The organism is Paenibacillus sp. TAF43_2 (assembly GCF_052113545.1).
Classification (GTDB): domain Bacteria; phylum Bacillota; class Bacilli; order Paenibacillales; family Paenibacillaceae; genus Pristimantibacillus.
The window spans coordinates 1-14,643 of record NZ_JBFRDK010000009.1; the positions used below are offsets into that span (position 1 = coordinate 1).

The following is a 14,643-nucleotide window of genomic DNA, read 5'->3' on the forward strand; positions in this document are numbered from 1 at the left end:
TGTCAATGCATTACTCACCAATTTTCATCTACCAAAGTCAACGCTCGTTATGCTTGTAAGTGCGCTGGCTGGACGAGATGCTGTCATGCACGCCTATGAAGAAGCGATTGCTCATGAATATCGATTTTTCAGCTTTGGCGATGCCATGTTTATTTACTAATTAGGAATAGGAAGCGTGAATTGTGGCTGTAAAATATGAATTAATCAAACAATGCAAACAATCAGGAGCAAGACTAGGACGTGTACACACTCCGCATGGTGTGATTGAGACGCCTACCTTTATGCCGGTAGGAACACAAGCTACTGTGAAAACGATGGCTCCAGAAGAACTGAAAGCGATGGATGCTCAAATTATTTTGAGCAACACCTACCATTTGTTCCTAAGACCGGGACATGACATTGTAAGAAATGCCGGTGGATTGCATAAGTTCATGAACTGGGATCGGCCCATTCTAACAGACAGCGGCGGATTCCAAGTTTTTAGCCTTAGCGAAATGCGTAAGATTACCGAAGAAGGCGTACACTTTCGTTCCCATCTCAATGGCGACAAAAAATTTCTTTCACCAGAAGTAGCGATGGAAATTCAGAATGCTCTTGGCTCTGATATTATGATGGCATTTGATGAATGTCCGCCATTTCCTRCCGAGCATGACTATGTGAAGAAATCGTTGGAGCGTACAACACGTTGGGCAGAGCGCTGCCTTAAGGCTCACGCAAGACCGCATGACCAAGGGCTGTTCGCTATCGTTCAAGGGGGGATGTACAAAGATTTGCGTATTCAAAGCGCAAATGATTTGACTTCCATGGATTTCCCGGGGTATGCTATTGGTGGACTGAGTGTAGGGGAGCCTAAACATCTGATGTATGATGTGCTCGACTATACGGTACCCATTTTGCCAGCGAATAAACCACGCTACCTTATGGGAGTTGGATCGCCGGATGCATTGATTGAAGGGTCTATCCGCGGTATTGATATGTTCGATTGTGTTCTGCCAACGCGTATTGCTCGCAATGGGACAACCATGACAAGCCAAGGCAGACTCGTCATCCGTAATGCGAAGTACGCTGAGGATTATGGTCCTCTGGATCCAGAGTGCTCATGCTATACATGCACGAATTATTCCAGAGCTTATATCCGGCATTTAATTAAAGCGGATGAGACGTTCGGTATGAGGCTGACGACTTATCACAATTTGCATTTCTTGCTACAACTCATGCGGGACGTTCGGCAAGCGATCATGGATGACCGGCTTTTGGATTTCCGGGATTCCTTCTTCACAAGCTACGGCCTGTTCGATAATGAGAAAGGGTTTTGAAAGGAGGGATTTCGATGTTGCAAGCAGCAGGTGAAGCAGGATCAACTAATATCCTACAAATGATTTGGCCTTTTGTGCTTATGTTTGCGGTTTTTTATTTCTTGCTTATCCGTCCGCAGCAGAAGAAACAAAAGACTCGTGCAAGTATGCTTAACCAATTGAAAAAAGGCGATAAAATTTCAACAATTGGTGGATTGCATGGCACGGTCGTTGAGCTGAGTGACGATACGGTTGTTATTCGTGTCAACGATACAACTAAAATGACATTCGAGCGCAGCGCAATTAATACAATTATCAACTCCGCACCAGCGTCGGTTGATTTAGAGAAATAATAAAAAAACGACTGACATGATTTCATGTCAGTCGTTTTTTTATTTTTTTTGTAAACGCTCATTTCTTCATATTTACGCCAATCATTCCGCCAAATGCGCCTGATAGGAGAGCAGCTCCAAGAAGAAGGACACTGTGAACGGATAAAGAAGCATTTGATGCAAGGAAGCTGATTATGATAACGATTACGCCATAAAGCAAACCGAGCAGTGCGCCATTGTACCAGCCTTTGTTCTCCGAGCGTCTTCCTGATGTAAAGCCCCCCGCCAGTGCTGCGAAGCCGTGAACCAGCATGGCGTTAGAGGGCAAACTGCTTTCCTTCATTGCCGTAAAATGCAAAAGCAGTGAGAGCAGCAATGCGCCTACTGCTAGCCAAATGATTGAAAAAAGCACTCCGGCAAGCAAAGGCGAAGCGATTAAAGGCGGCTTAGGTGCTTGTTTAACCGAGCTCATCATATTCCCCCCAGCGTTATGAACGTATTACTTATCCATATGGTCAAGCTAGGTAGAATAGTACAGGAATTAGCTTGTCAGTATGTATTTATAAGCAGCTTATTCCGCATTGCCATATATTCGTATAAACAGCAGGAGTATGATGTTGTAACGCGTAGGTCAGAATAGCTTTACGGACAAAACGCAGCTGGCGTCAGCTCGAATGATAAAGACGAGGAGGCGGTTTCCTTTGGAATTTTGGGGCCTGTTGATCCGGACGATAATGATTTATTTCGTCGTATTTCTGATCATGCGTTTTATGGGAAAACGAGAAATCGGTAAACTTTCCGTGTTTGATCTCGTTATTTCAGTCATGATTGCAGAGATTGCAGTCATTGTAATTGAAGACATGGAACGGGCGATGTGGGAAGGCATTTTACCGATGGTCGTTTTGATGATTATTCAAGTAGGCAGTGCTTTTATGACGATGAAAAGTCGAAAGCTAAGGCTGCTGTTTGATGGCAAACCAAGTGTAATTATTGACAAGGGCAAGTTGAATAGTGACGTTATGCGCAAGCAGCGGTACAATCTGGATGATCTAATGCTGCAGTTACGGGAAAATAAAATCAGTGCTGTATCGGATGTTGAATTTGCGATTTTGGAGACGAGCGGCAAGTTGTCCGTCATACCCAAGGAAAATGCTGATGAGTCTGAAGAGGGCAGTAATGAAGATCAGGAATCAGAGCGATCCGACCAAAAGCTGAAGCAGTACAATCAAACGAATATTTTTCCACCGAAATATCGCTTTGAGATATTGCCTGTCCCGCTTATTATGGATGGCAAGGTGCAGGACAAAAACTTGGAAAATCTTGAAAAGACAAGATTTTGGCTTAAAAATGTTTTGCAGGAAAGAGGCGTCTTCGATTTTAAGGACGTGTTTTTTTGCACGATTGACTATAAAGGGAAGTTGTTTATTGATACGCACGAGAAAAAACCGCGTTAAAGAGAGGGCTTATCCCTTTCTTTACCGCGGTTTTTATCATTCGACGACCATATCATTGTTATTTAAACCAAGCTCCGAACAATGGTAAACGTGCCATATCGTGGCGATCGATAATTTTCATTACGATCATCAAGATTAAATAAATAATTACGCCAGCTGCGCATGCAAGAAGTAAATTTACCCATTCCATGGAAAGAGGTTCATGATTCATCGTAAACTTAGCGGCAGCTCCCATAATAATCATAGCAGTACCAACTTTTACAAAATCAAGCACTTTCATATGGAAGCCAATGAACCGCAATACGCTAATGCCATGCAATAATGTGACGAGTACGATATTGACATTAATAGCGATTAAAGCACCGTATATTCCAAAATCAGCATTCGATGCAAGTTGAACGATGAGAAATAGCTTGACCACCGCACCAATTAATGTGTTAATTAATGCCGTTCCCGGTTTATTTAGTGCTTGGAGTGCTGCTTGCAGGGGAGCCTGCAGATAGATGAAAATGCCAACGGGAGCGATGAGCTGGAGCATCGGAGCTATTTCGGCATGGTTATAAACGATACGGCAAATCGGTTCAGCTAACAAAGCCATAATAACAACAAAAGGCGCCCCTGAAACAAGTGCAAGCCTCATCGATTGATGCAGCCTTTTGTGGATTAACGCATGATCTCCGCGAGCAGCCGCTTCGGATAAGGAGGGTACCAGTGAAACCGCAAGAGAGTAGGTTAATGCAGTTGGCAATAAAAGCAGCGGTATGATCATTCCTTGCAATGCTCCGTATTGCGCAGTGGCGATGCCTGTTGTAATTCCTGCCGCTGCTAAACTTCGGACGGTAAAGATGGATTCCAGCAAGTAGGAGAAGGAGCCGACTAATCGACTGCCTGTAACGGGAATGGATAAGCTAAGTAATTTTCGCAATACAGGAATGTTTTTTCCTGCTTTTTCATTTGGATGACTAAGAGCTTTTTGTTTGATGCGGGATTTGTCTCTGTAGTATTTCCAAAGCAGAACGGCGAGGCCGCCGATCTCTCCAAGCACGGCACCAAGCATAGCGCCAGCAGCTGCCCATTCAAGTCCATAGGGCAGGAGCATGAAGGAAAATGATAGCGATGCAACAATGCGCAGCAAGGTTTCTACGATTTGAGATACCGCGGTAGGAATCATGTTCTGTTTGCCTTGGAAGTAACCTCGATAAACCGAAGATATGCCAATAATGAGCAGCATAGGTGTCATAACCATAAAGGTGCGGTATACGCGGGCATCCGGCAGCACATGCTTCGTTATCCAAGGTGCAAAAAGAAGCATGAGAGCGGYCAACAATACGCCTAGCGAAGTAACGAGGAGCATTGCCGTTCGAAAAATATACTTTACTCTTTTGGAATCACCTTGCGACTCTGCTTCAGCAATCCATTTGGCAACGGCAAGCGGAATGCCTCCTGTGATTAAGGTTATCATGACCGTTAGAAACGGATAGCTCAGCTGGTATAATCCTACACCCTCTGCCCCCATAATACGGGGGAGTGCAATGCGAGGAATGAAACCAAGCAGCCTGTTAATTAAACCTGCGGCAAGCAATATCATGGCGCCTTTTATAAAGTTTTGCTTTGTTTGATCCGATCGTTTTGTCATTATGATGAACCCTCTTCTCTATCATGGAATAACCAAATGCTGCCTTCTACTGATGTGAGTCGAAGTCTTTAGACAAGCATGTACTATCATCTTTATGCGCGGCATGTCCAGTTCCATGTCAGTGAATTTATAGATTAGCAGTGAAGCGGGCAGGAAAAAGGCAGAGGCACAGCGAATAGATGGGATACAGCTTTATGTCATAAGCTTTTGGGAGGCGCAGCATGGCAGACGAAGAATTAAATCGTATGATCGAGGAGCTATGCAACAGCAAAGCGGAGGAATTTCATCTCATTGGCTACGAACATGTAACGGGTCAAGAAGTTTGGGAATGCGTTAGCCAGAAATATAACAAATCGGGACAGCCCGAACTACATGAATTAGTAAATGATATTTTATCTTTAAAAGTTATGAAATTTATGAATTTCATGACGATAAGCGCATACAAAGGAACCCAATTTTAAATTGACGGTTTCTTTTTTTTTGACTCGATTTTGTCCCGTCTGTATAATAGGAATATTGAGATCATAAGGGGGATTTAGACGTATGTTCGGGAAGAGAATAATTGCCTTCCTTGCGATCGTAGTCATTATGTTTGGCGTTATCGCTTGGACAAGCCCATCGCTAGTGAAAGACGTAAGGCTAGGCCTTGATTTGAAAGGCGGATTTGAGGTTTTGTACGAAGCTACGCCGCTTGAAGGTGGAGAAGCTGTAACACCACAATCACTAAAGGAAACGGCAAAAAGTTTGGAAAAGCGGATTGACGAGCTCGGTATTGTAGAGCCGGAAATTACAACTGAAGGCTCAAACCGCATTCGTTTGAGACTTGCAGGTGTTGCGAACGAGAATGAAGTAAGAGACATTCTTGCCAAACCAATTAATTTAACGTTCCGCGGACCTGACGGCAAGATCGAGCTGGACGGCAGCGATTTTAAGCAAAATGGTGCAGGTGTTGGTTATGACAACTTAAGCAAACCTTTTGTTACGATCGAACTTAAGGATGCGAAAAAATTCGAGGAAATTACAACTCGTTTGATCGGTTCGTATTTAGCGATCTATCTAGATGATAAAGAGCTTTCCAGACCATCCGTAAGAGAACCGATTTCAGGTGGATCAGCTACAATTACGGGAGAATATACCGTAAATGAAGCGAGAGATATGGCCGATATGATTAACCTCGGAGCATTGCCTCTCAAGCTGACTGAGAAATATACGCAAAGCGTTGGCGCTAAACTTGGACTTGCTTCCTTGAAAGACACCGTTGAAGCTGGTGTTATCGGAACAGTCATTATTTTGATATTCCTTGTTATTTTGTTCCGTATTCCAGGCATTGTAGCTGGTATTACAGTAATTACTTATACATGGCTCTTGATCGTAGTATTTAATTTAATGAATGCGACCCTGACACTCCCAGGTATAGCCGCCTTTGTGCTTGGTATAGGTATGGCGGTTGATGCCAATATCATCATGTATGAACGGATAAAGGAAGAGATTCGAAGCGGAAAAAGCTTGCTTTCATCGCTTAAAGCTGGATCGAAAAACTCATTCCGTACCATCATGGATGCAAACATTACGAACATCATTTCAAGCGCAGTATTGTACTTTATCGGTAACGGAGCGATTCGTGGTTTTGCATTAACGATGATTTTCAGTATTTTGGTAAGTATGCTGACAAACATCTTCTTGTCCCGCTTTTTAATTATGCTCCTTATTAAGAGCAACCTGTTTACAAAACCAAGCTACTATGGTGTGAAGGAGGCAGAAATCCGTGAACTTTAATACAAAAATTCGTTATGATTTCATCGGGAACCGCAATAAGTTCTTTCTGTTCTCGATCACGTTAACCGTAATCGGCATCTTGTCTTTGCTTTTTTTCAGCCTTAATTTCGGTGTTGATTTCAAGGCCGGTACGAATATGGATATTTCAGTAGGCAAAGCAGTAACCCAGCAGGACGCGAAAGAAATTCTTGTGAAAGCAGGAATCGAAGGCATCACGCCTACAGTTGGCGGTACAGGTGAAGAACGTGTAACGGCTCGTTTTGACGAAGTGCTTACACAAGCCAAAATTACTGAAATTCAAGACTTATTTAAAGCGAAGTATGGTGATCAAGTATCCGCTGAGGTTAACGTCGTATCGCCGGACATGGCGCAGGAGCTTGGGATCAAAACGATCTGGGCAGTACTGATTGCCAGTGTAGCCATTATGATTTATGTCATGATTCGTTTTGAATGGCGCTTTGCACTAGCTGCGAACATTGCGATTTTGTATGACGCCTTTGTCGTTATCGCGTTGTTCTCGATATTCCGTCTGGAAGTTGATCTTCCATTTATTGCGGCGGTGTTGACAACGATCGGTTATTCTATCAATGATAAAATCGTTATTTTTGACCGGATTCGTGAAAATCTTCGGTTTGGTCAATATAAAAACCGTGAGCAGCTCGCTGAGATGGTTAACGCAAGTATTTGGCAAACAATGGCGCGTAATATCTATACTGTATTAGCAGTGCTTATCGTTGCAGTATGTTTGTTCATCTTCGGAAGCGAGTCAATCAAGCTATTTGCCCTAGCAAAAATCATTGGTCTTACAAGCGGTGCGTACTCGTCCATTTGTATCGCGAGCCCGCTATGGCTAATGCTAAAAGGCAGACAAAAGCCGAAGGCTGTTGTTAAGAAAACAGCTTAATTATAAGCAGTTGAATGCTTACGAAGTAGGTTTTGCATTCGCAAAACCTTGTAGGAGGTATAAATGTCAACCACACAGCGATATGTAAAAGCAGAGTCCGCAAGCTGGGCCGGCTTATGGGGAAACATGCTGCTGGCTCTATTTAAAGGCGTAATAGGATGGTTGTCAGGAAGCAAAGCGCTGCTCGCGGATGCATTTCGAACAGCGGCTGAGGTCGCTGCCGGGGTTGTTGCCCTTTCAGGTTTGAGGGCAAGCCGGCAGCGAAAAATGGCAAACCCGGGTGCCAAAGCGGTACCAGTAGATTTAAGAGGAGAGACGGCGACAACGATATTGTTGTCAGTCGTCCTTCTCATCGTTGGGCTCGAAATTGGTATATCTGCCATTAGAGACCTTTCTGATCGTGTAACGAGCGCTCCGCACTGGAGTGCGGCAGTGGCCATCGCGCTTGCTCTAATCGTGCAGCAGCTGTTTTTTCCATCGAAGGATCGAATGACAGGACTTTATTGTTCAGTCGCAGCATTAGTGGGCGCAAGCGGAGCGATTATTGGCAAAATGCTGAATGTGCCGGTGCTCTATTATTTTGATCCGGCGGCAGCGATCGTTATTGCGGTCATTGTTATCGTAAACGGCTACAGAATGGCTACAGTCTTTATGCGAAAAGATGAACATAGCAAGACTTCAGAGGAAAATCCGGATGAGCTGATGCAGCTTATTCAACGTGTTGATGGAGTCATTACTGTGCAAACCTTGCGAGCGAAAGAGCATGGTCATTATGTCATTGCAGAAATGGTTATTAGTGTAAATCCACGCATTTCTGTTCTTGAGGGTCAAGAGATTGCCAAAAGGGTAAAGCAGCTCGTCATGAAACGTTTTATACATGTCACGGATGTATCGATTTTCGTTGAGCCTTATGATCCTGGTTATCCTTATAAGTCTAATCATGATCCGAATCAGGAGCAGATGCCGACACTGCTGCAATAAGAACAGCAAACAGCAGGAGAGGAGCAAGCAGCATGATTCAAAGGAAGACAAGATGGGCTGTAGCGCCATGGTCTGCTGCCGACGAAGCAAAAGCGAAGGATTTGGCAGCGAATCTTAGTTTGCCGCCGCTAGTAGCGAGACTTCTTGTGCAGCGCGGCTTTGATGATACCGAAGCGGCTGAACGTTTTTTGCGAGGCGGGGTGGAGCATTTTCATAATCCCTATTTATTGCTTGGAATGGAGGCTGCCGTTGCACGCATAAAGCGAGCAGCAGCCAGCAATGAGAAAATAAGGATTTATGGCGATTACGATGCGGACGGCGTTTCAAGCACATCTTTATTGGTACATTTATTTCGATCATTAAACTATGATTTTGATTATTATATTCCTCATCGTGCTTTGGAAGGTTACGGATTAAACAAAAAAGCGATTGAGCTGGCTGCTGAAGAGGGCATCGGTTTAATTGTTACGGTTGATACGGGCATCAGCGCTGTTGAAGAAATAGATTATGCGAAGCAGCTCGGGATTGATGTTGTTGTTACTGATCATCACGAGCCGCCAGAGCAAATCCCAAATGCAGCAGCTGTTGTCAATCCGAAGCAAGAAGGCTGCGCTTATCCGTTCAAAGGACTTGCAGGTGTAGGCGTTGCATTCAAGCTGGCGCATGCTTTATTAGAGCGTCCTCCGCTTGAGTGGGCCGACATTGTGAGTCTTGGAACAGTAGCAGATTTAATGCCGCTTAAAGACGAGAATCGTATTTTTGTTCGCTGCGGTTTAGAGCGATTGAAGAATCATGCAGGGGTAGGCTTCCGAGCGCTGGCAGAGGCTGGCGGCATTGAGCTAGGCAGCATTACTGCGACAGGCATTGCTTTTGGAATGGCACCGCGCATCAATGCAGCTGGAAGGCTCGACCATGCGAAACGTGCAGTCGAACTTCTCACAACCGACGATTATGACAATGCAATTTTGACTGCAATCGGACTGGACAGTTTAAACAAAGAACGGCAGCGCGTAGTGGAGAGTATCGTGAAGGAAGCCGAGCTGCAGTGGCAGGCCAAATGCGACGATGCTGCAGCCGCGAATGCATCACCTCCGCCAGTTATTGTGCTCTCAGGTGAAGGCTGGAATGTTGGTGTCATCGGTATCGTTGCCTCCAAACTGCTAGAACGCAATTATAAGCCAGTTATTATTCTTGGGATAGATGAGCAGACAGGGATGTGTAAAGGCTCTGCGCGCTCCATAGAAGGCTTCGACCTGCATGCAGCCCTTACAGCTTGCGACGAGCTGCTCGATCATTACGGAGGACACCAGGCCGCTGCTGGAATGAGTCTTCATCGCGATCGACTATCTGAATTTGAACAGAAACTTGGCGAGCTGGCTGCTGAATGGCTGAGCGCTGACGATTGGATTCCCAAAACGTCAGTTGATCTTGTATGCTCGGTTAGCGAAGCCACTCTCGATACGATTACCGAGCTTTCACAGCTTGAGCCGTTCGGGATGGGAAATCCATCGCCAAGATTGCTGTTTCAGAAGACGGAGCTTGCAGATCGTCGTACGATAGGCAAGGAGTCAAGACACTTAAAGCTATCTCTAGGGAGCGGCCGTCGTTTATTAGACGGTATCGGCTTCAGTATGGGAATGCTAGCAGAAGGATTAAAGCCGGGCAGCAAAATAGATGTTGTCGGTGAATTATCTGTTAATGAGTGGAATGGGCAGCGCAAACCTCAGCTTCAACTGCATGATGTGCATTTTGATCCTGCTGCTGTCGAATTTCCAGAGCGCGAGCAATTCGGCAAAGTGTATCAACTGTTGAAACAGCTGGGGCAAGTTCCGCTTCAAGGATTAAATGCTCGCTTATCGAAGCAAAGTGGTTTATCCTTAGAGACGGTTGAGCTTATGCTGGCAGTATTCGAGGAGCTGCAATTTATTAACCGAGACAATGGTATGATGCATGCAGCAGCCTCACCTCAGAAACGTGATTTAGCTACTTCTGAACGTTACCGAGAAGCAAAAGCACAATTTGAAGCAACACAAATTATAATGAATAGTTAGAAATGGAAAGGGTTGACCTCAAGTGTCCAACACACAATACAACTTCAAAGATTACATCCGGGTAATTCCTGATTTCCCGCAACCAGGTATCCGTTTCAAAGATATTACGACGCTTCTGAAAGACGGAGGAGCATATCGTGCTGCGATTGAAGAGATGCGAGTTGCTGTTCAGGATATGAAAATTGACGTCATTGYAGGACCAGAAGCTCGCGGCTTCGTAGTAGGCGCACCGCTGGCTATTGCGCTAGGCGTAGGTTTTGCTCCGATTCGCAAAAGCGGCAAGCTGCCGGGCGAGACGATTACAGCAAGCTACGACTTGGAGTATGGACAGGATAAACTGGCTATGCACAAGGATGCAATCACACCGGGCCAACGCGTACTCATTGCTGACGATCTGCTTGCAACAGGCGGAACGATCGCAACATCGATCAATTTGATTGAGCAGCTTGGCGGTGAAGTAGTAGGCGCAGCTTTTCTAATTGAGCTTGCATACTTAACTGGCCGTGAGAAGCTTAAAGGAATCGACGTATTCTCACTAATGACTTACTCATAATTCAAGCAGCAAGATTGCTCTATAAAATGACCGCCTATCCCCCTTATTCGCAAATTGCGAGAAGGCCAGGCGGTTTTATTTTATTGCTGGAGGTCTCTGGTAGTTGACGCGGTACTGTGATTACAGGCATAATATTATAAAAACTCGGAAAACGCATGAATGGGATCCGCCAGGAGTGTAATCAGAAAGGGACGTTTCATGGGCATTGAGCATTTACTCGAGAAGGCATCCGCCTATATGAAAGAGCAGGACCTTATACGCATCCAGGAAGCCTATGACTTTGCGGAGCAAGCCCATCACGGACAAGTACGGAAATCGGGAGAGCCATATATTCTGCACCCCGTAGCGGTGGCGGATATTCTTGTTGATATGCAAATGGACGTGCTGTCCATTATCGCAGCATTGCTCCATGATGTCGTTGAGGATACAACTGTTGATTTGCAGACGGTGCGTGCGAAATTTGGCGAAACCTGTGCGATGCTGGTAGACGGTCTAACAAAGCTCGAAAAAATTCAATTTCGTTCTAAAGAAGAGCAGCAAAACGAAAACTATCGTAAAATGTTTGTCGCCATGGCTCAGGACATTCGCGTCATTTTAATAAAATTGGCTGACCGGCTTCATAACATGCGCACGCTGAAGTTCCAATCGGAAGAAGCACAGCGTCGTATCGCTTATGAAACGTTGGAAATATTTTGTCCGATTGCTCATCGCCTCGGGATTTCAGCTATCAAATGGGAAATGGAAGATATTGCTCTTCGTTATTTGAACCCGCAGCAATATTACCGTATCGCCAATCTGATGAAGAAGAAGCGTGCGGAACGCGAGCAGTTTATTGACGATGTCATCTCCCGGATTACCGAGAAGCTCGAAGAAATGGGTATTGAAGGTGATATTTCTGGTCGCCCTAAGCATTTGTACAGCATTTACAAAAAAATGACTGATCGCAACAAGCAGTTTACGGAGATTTATGATCTGCTTGCTATTCGAATAATCGTTGATAATATTAAGGACTGCTATGCTACGCTCGGAATTATTCATACGCTCTGGAAACCGATGCCTGGCCGCTTYAAGGACTATATCGCGATGCCGAAGGCGAATATGTATCAATCGCTGCATACGACCGTTATAGGGCCAAATGGAGAGCCTACAGAGGTACAGATTCGTACTTGGGAAATGCATCGCACCTCAGAATACGGAATTGCGGCACATTGGGCTTACAAAGAGGGTTCGCTTGTACCAGGCGGCAACTTTGAAGATAAAATGTCATGGTTCCGAGAAATCTTAGAGCTTCAGCATGAAGCGCGCGATGCGTCGGAGTTTATGGAGTCGCTTAAAATGGACTTCTTTGCCGATCTCGTATTTGTATTTACGCCTAGCGGTGAAGTCATTGAACTGCCAGCTGGCTCTGTTCCGCTTGATTTCGCCTACCGGATTCATACGGAAGTGGGCAATCGAACGATTGGCGCGAAGCTGAACGGTCGAATTGTGCCGCTTGACCATAAGCTCAAAACCGGAGATATCGTTGAAATATTAACATCGAAGCATTCTTATGGACCAAGTCAAGACTGGGTGAAAATTGCGCAGTCCTCACATGCTAGAAGCAAAATTCGGCAGTGGTTCAAGAAAGAGCGTCGCGAAGAAAATGTAGCAAAAGGCAAAGACCTGCTAGAGCGCGAGTTGAAGCGTTTGGGGCTTGAGCCTTCCGCATGGCTGCAGGAAGATAAGCTGCAGGAGGCTGMCGCGAAGTTTGCATTTAACGATATTGAGGATATGATGTCCGCTATCGGCTTTGGCGGAATTACGGCTGCACAAATTTGCACGAAACTTACTGAAAAGATGCGTAGAGAGGCCGAGCTGGCAAGCCAGATTGAGCTTACAAGCGAAATCAAGGAAATAAAATCGCCGGGCAATCGCAAATCACGTCCGAACCAAGGCGTGACTGTGAAGGGCATCGACAATTTGCTCGTTCGTTTTGCACGCTGCTGCAACCCTGTACCGGGAGACGCGATTATTGGTTACATTACCCGAGGGCGCGGCGTTTCAGTCCACCGAATGGATTGTTTGAACATACCTTTTGGCGATCAGGGCGAAGAGGGCGAACGCGTAATAGAGGTAGAGTGGGAAGATAATATCGATGCCAATTACAGCGTCGATATCGAAATAACCGGACACGATCGCAGAGGCCTTCTGAATGAAGTGCTGCAGGCTGTCTCCGAAAGCAAGACGAATATTTCAGCTGTAACCGGACGTTCTGTAAAAAACAAAATGTCGCATATTCATATGACGGTGCTTATCCGCAATGTCGAGCACCTTACTTCGGTCGTTGAGAAGATCAAACGAGTGCAGGATATTTATTCTGTTCAACGGATTATGCAATAATCGTTTTGCTCTTRCCGGATTGAGATCAAAACGAATATCGGAGGTTTTTAAGCAGTGAAGGTTGTCGTTCAACGCAGTAAACAAGCAAAGGTAGTCATTGAGGGTGAAACAGTAGGTTCAATTGACTCGGGGCTTGTGCTTCTTGTAGGCATGACGCATGAGGACACAGAAGCGGATGTCAAATGGATGGCTGATAAGGTAGCTAACATGCGTATTTTTGAGGATGAGTCAGGCAAAATGAATCATTCTATTTCAGATGTTGGCGGGCAGCTGCTTTCGGTCTCACAGTTTACACTGTATGGAGACTGCCGGAAAGGCAGACGCCCTAACTTCATGGCAGCCGCCAGACCCGAGCAAGCAGAGCAGCTGTATGATTTATTTAATGAGACGCTTCGTTCCACCGGATTGGTCGTGGAAACGGGGCGCTTTGGTGCGATGATGGACGTGGAGCTCGTGAATTCCGGTCCTATAACGTTAATTTTGGATAGCCGTATTTAACTAAGGCAACGCGGGAAACAATATAGTGTAGGCTGTGCACGCATCATAAGAAGCTTGTACAAGCAGTATGCCATATTGGAGGTAAACCGCGAATGCACCAATCACGCAAGGAACAAGGGATGGAACGAGCATCTCGCAGACTGCTTCATTCCGATCGCAGAGAAGCTAAAATTTTTGCAGAGCTTGAGGAAGATATGGAAGCAGCGGAGGAGTGGGCGGGTTTCCCGCAGCACCCGCGCCGCGATAATTTGGGTCAACTATAGCATAAGCATACTGCCGCCCAAGCCGAGAGCTGGGGCGGTTATCTTTTGAAATAAACTACTGGAGAAAAGGACATCTACACAATGCCTCCATTAAAACGCTTTCGAAATTGTAATATTACTGTAATCAATCTCTAACTTTTTTTTAATATCATTGACCTATAATAGAACTCGACCCCCTTTTTAAAATATATTTTACTTTTGGACCTACAAATACGTTTTGTAGGTTTTTTTCTGCCTATTTTAAACAGGATGGCGTTGCTTGGGCAGTTCGATCTTGACTTTAATCTTAGTCAGAGGTAAAATTAGTCCTCAGTATAGATATGGATTCGTTGATGGGACAAAGTAATTCTACGCCTTATATTCAGAGAGGGACGTCACTTGGCTGCAAGCGTCCTTATATTGGCAGAATGAACAGACTTCCCGGAGAACAGACGGTGAACGGCAGGGTGGCAGCAAGCTATTAGGCTTGCAGCTAACGCACAGTAGCTGGACTGCGGATGACGGACGTTAACCGTCTTTGA

15 protein-coding genes are annotated in these 14,643 nt (G+C 45.2%); 13 read left to right on the plus strand and 2 right to left on the minus strand.

Annotated elements, in window-relative coordinates:
- The 3 genes from AB4Z17_RS03565 to yajC form a co-directional block, all read left to right on the plus strand.
- On the plus strand, positions 1–160 hold a 160-nt coding region (locus AB4Z17_RS03565; protein ID WP_441958244.1), incomplete at its 5' end, for an S-adenosylmethionine:tRNA ribosyltransferase-isomerase.
- Positions 161–182: 22 nt separating this feature from the next.
- Positions 183–1,316: a tRNA guanosine(34) transglycosylase Tgt gene (gene tgt, locus AB4Z17_RS03570; protein WP_441958196.1), complete on the plus strand. Its 1,134-nt coding sequence runs from the start codon at positions 183–185 to the stop codon at positions 1,314–1,316.
- A 14-nt stretch (positions 1,317–1,330) separates the two neighbouring features.
- Entirely contained in the window at positions 1,331–1,648 is a 318-nt protein-coding gene (gene yajC / locus AB4Z17_RS03575) for a preprotein translocase subunit YajC (RefSeq protein ID WP_076270836.1), read from the plus strand.
- Positions 1,649–1,706: 58 nt separating this feature from the next.
- Here yajC and AB4Z17_RS03580 read toward each other — a convergent pair whose 3' ends face one another.
- Positions 1,707–2,102 (minus strand): TIGR04086 family membrane protein, encoded by a 396-nt coding sequence (locus AB4Z17_RS03580; RefSeq protein ID WP_441912585.1) that lies wholly within the window; start codon positions 2,100–2,102, stop codon positions 1,707–1,709.
- Between the two features lie 259 nt (positions 2,103–2,361).
- Here AB4Z17_RS03580 and AB4Z17_RS03585 point away from each other — a divergent pair, with 259 nt between their 5' ends.
- A complete protein-coding gene (locus AB4Z17_RS03585) occupies positions 2,362–3,081 on the plus strand; it encodes a YetF domain-containing protein (RefSeq protein WP_441912590.1) in 720 nt (239 codons plus the stop codon).
- Between the two features lie 58 nt (positions 3,082–3,139).
- Here AB4Z17_RS03585 and spoVB read toward each other — a convergent pair whose 3' ends face one another.
- Positions 3,140–4,717, minus strand: coding sequence for a stage V sporulation protein B (gene spoVB / locus AB4Z17_RS03590; protein ID WP_441958198.1), 1,578 nt, complete (start codon positions 4,715–4,717; stop codon positions 3,140–3,142).
- A 221-nt stretch (positions 4,718–4,938) separates the two neighbouring features.
- Between spoVB and AB4Z17_RS03595 the strand changes: the two genes are divergently transcribed.
- The 9 genes from AB4Z17_RS03595 (at position 4,939) to AB4Z17_RS03635 (ending at position 14,122) form a co-directional block, all read left to right on the plus strand.
- A complete protein-coding gene (locus AB4Z17_RS03595; RefSeq protein WP_076270832.1) occupies positions 4,939–5,178 on the plus strand; it encodes a post-transcriptional regulator in 240 nt (79 codons plus the stop codon).
- 82 nt (positions 5,179–5,260) lie between these two features.
- Positions 5,261–6,493, plus strand: a complete 1,233-nt coding sequence (secD, locus tag AB4Z17_RS03600; RefSeq protein WP_441912583.1) for a protein translocase subunit SecD — start codon at positions 5,261–5,263, stop codon at positions 6,491–6,493.
- Positions 6,483–7,397: a protein translocase subunit SecF gene (secF, locus tag AB4Z17_RS03605; protein WP_441912582.1), complete on the plus strand. Its 915-nt coding sequence runs from the start codon at positions 6,483–6,485 to the stop codon at positions 7,395–7,397. Before secD ends, secF begins: the two co-directional genes overlap by 11 nt.
- A gap of 63 nt (positions 7,398–7,460) precedes the next feature.
- A complete protein-coding gene (locus tag AB4Z17_RS03610) occupies positions 7,461–8,378 on the plus strand; it encodes a cation diffusion facilitator family transporter (protein WP_076270829.1) in 918 nt (305 codons plus the stop codon).
- Positions 8,379–8,410: 32 nt separating this feature from the next.
- Positions 8,411–10,429, plus strand: a complete 2,019-nt coding sequence (gene recJ, locus AB4Z17_RS03615; protein WP_441958200.1) for a single-stranded-DNA-specific exonuclease RecJ — start codon at positions 8,411–8,413, stop codon at positions 10,427–10,429.
- Between the two features lie 22 nt (positions 10,430–10,451).
- The gene (locus tag AB4Z17_RS03620; protein ID WP_441958201.1) at positions 10,452–10,982 is read left to right on the plus strand and encodes an adenine phosphoribosyltransferase; all 531 of its coding nucleotides are present in this window, start codon (positions 10,452–10,454) and stop codon (positions 10,980–10,982) included.
- A 198-nt stretch (positions 10,983–11,180) separates the two neighbouring features.
- Positions 11,181–13,361: a RelA/SpoT family protein gene (locus AB4Z17_RS03625; RefSeq protein WP_441958203.1), complete on the plus strand. Its 2,181-nt coding sequence runs from the start codon at positions 11,181–11,183 to the stop codon at positions 13,359–13,361.
- Between the two features lie 54 nt (positions 13,362–13,415).
- A complete protein-coding gene (dtd, locus tag AB4Z17_RS03630) occupies positions 13,416–13,859 on the plus strand; it encodes a D-aminoacyl-tRNA deacylase (RefSeq protein ID WP_441958205.1) in 444 nt (147 codons plus the stop codon).
- 92 nt (positions 13,860–13,951) lie between these two features.
- Entirely contained in the window at positions 13,952–14,122 is a 171-nt protein-coding gene (locus tag AB4Z17_RS03635) for a hypothetical protein (protein ID WP_441912580.1), read from the plus strand.
- Positions 14,123–14,643 lie beyond the last annotated feature (521 nt).